Raw genomic sequence first — 3,920 nt, forward strand, 5'->3', positions numbered from 1 at the left:
ACCTAAATAAAACCGTAGAATGTCCAGTTATTTCCTGAATTAAGCGCTGAGTTGTATTAAGTTCTATTTTTGTACGTAGTAAAGACGTATCAGCGACGTTAGGATGCTTGAAGGTATGATTGCCAATTTCATGCCCTTCATCGTATATTCTTTTAACAATACTAGGGTTTAGTTGTGCATTTTCACCAAGTACAAAAAAGGCAGCTTTTATTTTATACTCTTTTAATATATCTAGAATTTCCGGCGTATATTTAGGATCCGGTCCATCATCAAATGTTAATACTACTTGTTTGCCTTTTGGTTTTCCATATCGTTGCACTTCGTATGCAGATGGTAGTGATTGATACACTTCATCTGTAAGATAACCATTTTTGTCTATCTTAAAATCTCTCAATCCATTTTGTCTTTCATTCTCAATCTGTAAAATTTCGCCTTGTCCAGAATAATTCACTTCATCTAAACTAGCGATTTTATGTAATGCATCAGGATTATTTTGTACCTCAATAGGATCTTTTAAAGCTTTCCATATAGTAGGATCTTCTGCTCCTAGTCTCCATAACGCAAATCCCTTCGCATTGTTGTTCATTGCGATTTTTACTTGATTATAAAGAGTAACACCATCTAAGAACCAAGCGGTATGTTCTTTCTCTCCTATTTTATATCGAAAATAAGGATTTCCACTAATGTTATCCCATTGAATTTTTATATTTGAATCCTGAGCCATTGTCATAACTTCTGAGAAAGTTACAGACTTCGCAGGTTCTTTACTATTTACTTCCCAATCATATCCATAGTTACCGAAAGCAACTATAAGTTTCTCAGACGGAATGTCTAGTTCATTGAGCGTATGTTCAAACCATTTATTTGAAGCAACTGGTCCTGGTACCCCTGCTCCATAGTGCTCGTCATACATCATTACAATCATACGATCTATTACTTTGGCTAATGCACCATAATCAAAGCTCTTATCATTAGCAGGGACATCTTGCGTAACGAGCAAATGATGTTCATGAAAGACCGTAGTAAGTTCTTTCATGAAATTGGTTAAGTTTTCTCTATCGCTTTCAGGTATTGCCTCAAAGTCAATATTAATACCTGAAAATTGATTCTTTTCAACTTGCTTTACTAAATCGTTAATAAACTTTGTCTTTACATGATCTGGAGAATTCAGTAACTTATGAATAAGTTCACTATCAGGACCAGAAGCTTCCTCTGTATAGTTAGTAAGTAAAGGCATAATTTTCACATGATTTTCTTTGGCTAACTTCACAATCTCAGGTTTTATCTCACTACTAACTGTTAAGTCTGCTTTTAAGTGATACCATTCTGGTACTAACGTGGTTAAGGAACCAATATTTTCTTTTAAAGAAGCAGTACTATTTTCATCCCAGTTTACATAAAAACCATACACTTCTTTAGATTGTTTGCTATCGTTCGTTGCATTCACCGAATTTTCATCGTTTTTCATTTCGGTATTAGGTTTAAATTCTTCTTTCTTTAACTGCTCGTCGCTGAGTTCTTGATTAATAGGTACAAGTTTAGTATCTTGTTTTACAGCAGGATTCATATTTGGAATTTCTGGTGTCGAAAAAATACTTTGGAAGAAAAAATAAAATACAATACTTATAATAACTATTGAGATACATAGAAACCAACTGAAAGCTATTTTTCTTCTTCCTTTAGGATCATAAAAAACGGGTTTTGAGTTATCTTTCTCTTGTTGAATTTTTTTCTCCATTATTTTTTTTACATACTCCTTTTCTTTTTATTCTAAGTACAAACGCAAGCTATTTTAATAGATAGACCTTCTAGGGTTTTGGTGCGAAAATAGCTTAATAAGAATATAGAACAGTAATTTCCTGTTAACTTTGAGATCAAACGACTAATCCAAATATCTTATGAATAACTTCAACCTCATTTTTGGCAGATTTCGCCCTTTGGTGAAGTTGCCCTTTTTTCATCATATGCATGGCTTCTATGCCTCTCAAAATCAAGGTTTCTGTACGAAATGATTTCAATTCTAATTGCTTTCTTCACTATACATATTCGGAGGAAATAAAAATTTTATGGGGGTCAAAAAAATATTTTTTTATAAAAATAGATAAACTATTTTTTTCAAAAATAAAAAGCTGACAATTTCATCATTTTTTCATATATTCACATATAAAAATATTTTCATTCATTTTATCTCGCTATTCGCGGGCAGTGAAACCCTCACATATCAATATTCGGTTCTGGTGCAAAAACTGGTTCTGGTGCAAAGATTGCATTTATTTGAAAGAGGTATATAGATTCCTAATGGAATCTATTCTTATGCAGCCATTCCGAATAGTTGATGAATAAACTTCACTTCATTTTGGACAGACTTGTCCCGTAAAATAAGTTAGCCTTTTTTAATGATATGCATCGCTTCTATTCCTGAAAGAATAGATTTAGCTGTACGAAAAGATTTCAATCCTAACATTGAACGAACTCTCTTTTTAATAAAACGATGATCTTGCTCTACAATGTTATTCAGGTATTTTACCTGCCTTATTTGGATGCCTACAGGCATCTTTTTCTCTGTCTTCAACTCTTCAATCGCTATAGGATAGGCCGGGTTTTTGTCCACTGTAATCACACGGGGCTTTGAAACATGAAAAGACTGCAAAGCTTTCTTGAAAAAACGCTTTGCAGCCCTATGATCTCTTGTTTTGCTTAAATGAAAATCAATTGTATTTCCTTTTGAATCAACAGCACGATATAGGTACATCCATTGATCTTGGACTTTCACATACGTCTCATCGACTCGCCAAGAATCATTGGTTGACTTAAGATGACGTCGTACTCGCTTATCTAATTCGGGACCATATTGATGAACCCATCGCATGATAGTTGTATGGGCCAGGGGTAGCCCGCGTTCTTCCATCATTTCGACTAAATCACGAAAACTGAGGTTGTACCGTAGGTACCATCTCACGGTTAATAAAATAATATCCGGTTGATAATGTTTCCACTTGAATAGATTTTGCTTTTCCATACCAATCACATCCTTTTTTAGAGTACCAGTATCAGTATGTCCAAGTCTGAAAGACCTTTTTTAGATATTTTGAAGTTTTTGCACCAGAACCAGAAATCCTTTCCTTGATATTATTAGTCCCAGAGACTCTCAATAACACTTATCAAAATTATGTTTGAAATGAGGAGAAAAATGGTCTATGGATACGCTCGTGTAAGTGCACAAGATCAAAATCTAGATACACAGATTGAACAGCTCATGAAATATGGAGTAGATGAAATTATTAAAGAGAAAATAAGTGGAGTAACAAAACAAAGGCCAGAGTTAGACACTATACTGTCAAAACTAATTATCGGGGATACTTTGGTCGTAACTAGAATGGATCGTTTAGGTCGAAATACCATTCAGCTATTACAGTTAGTAGAACAACTTCGGGAAAAGGATGTTCACTTTGCAATTTTAAATTTAGGAATTGATACAAGAACTCCAACGGGCAAGTTCTTCTTAACTGTCATGGCTGCCTTTAGTGAATTAGATCGTGAAATGATTAAAGAAAAACAACATGCGGGAATAAAGCTAGCAAAACAAAAAGGAGTATATAGAGGAAGAGTGAAGAAATACACAGATAAACATCCTGGCATGAACCATGCAATTGAATTACGAAAACATACCAATAAAACAGTAAAGGAAATATGTCAGATTACAGGAGTGAGTCAGGCCGCTCTATATCGTAGATTAAAAGAACTTGAATAAAGTTCTTTTTTATATTTGTAATTAAATTCCAGAGTGGCCCCTCATACCCAGAATCGTTTCCGTACCCCTTTATGAACAGAGGATAAAACTCAATAATAGAATATTAATATTCAATTTTTATATAAAAAAAATAAGCTCCGAAGAGCTTATTTTAATAATAATATCAACG

At 33.8% G+C, this 3,920-nt stretch carries 2 protein-coding genes and 2 pseudogenes; 1 reads left to right on the forward strand and 3 read right to left on the reverse strand.

Going from position 1 to position 3,920, the window contains the following annotated elements; genetic code table 11:
* The 3 genes and pseudogenes from BAQ49_RS02930 to BAQ49_RS02935 form a co-directional block, all read right to left on the reverse strand.
* On the reverse strand, positions 1-1,738 hold a 1,738-nt coding region (locus BAQ49_RS02930; protein ID WP_165616024.1), incomplete at its 3' end, for a polysaccharide deacetylase family protein.
* Positions 1,739-1,874: 136 nt separating this feature from the next.
* Positions 1,875-2,033 (reverse strand): annotated as a pseudogene (locus BAQ49_RS33390) (IS6 family transposase); the annotation flags it as partial.
* A 278-nt stretch (positions 2,034-2,311) separates the two neighbouring features.
* Positions 2,312-3,019 (reverse strand): annotated as a pseudogene (locus tag BAQ49_RS02935) (IS6 family transposase).
* A gap of 171 nt (positions 3,020-3,190) precedes the next feature.
* Between BAQ49_RS02935 and BAQ49_RS02940 the strand changes: the two are divergent.
* Positions 3,191-3,751, forward strand: a complete 561-nt coding sequence (locus BAQ49_RS02940; RefSeq protein ID WP_071744123.1) for a recombinase family protein — start codon at positions 3,191-3,193, stop codon at positions 3,749-3,751.
* Positions 3,752-3,920 lie beyond the last annotated feature (169 nt).

It is taken from the genome of Bacillus proteolyticus (genome assembly GCF_001884065.1).
GTDB lineage: Bacteria > Bacillota > Bacilli > Bacillales > Bacillaceae_G > Bacillus_A > Bacillus_A proteolyticus.

What these genes read in the sequence shown, in the direction of transcription:
- BAQ49_RS02940 (WP_071744123.1), top strand. Translation starts at nt 3,191, where the DNA reads ATGGTCTATGGATACGCTCGTGTAAGTGCACAAGATCAAAATCTAGAT.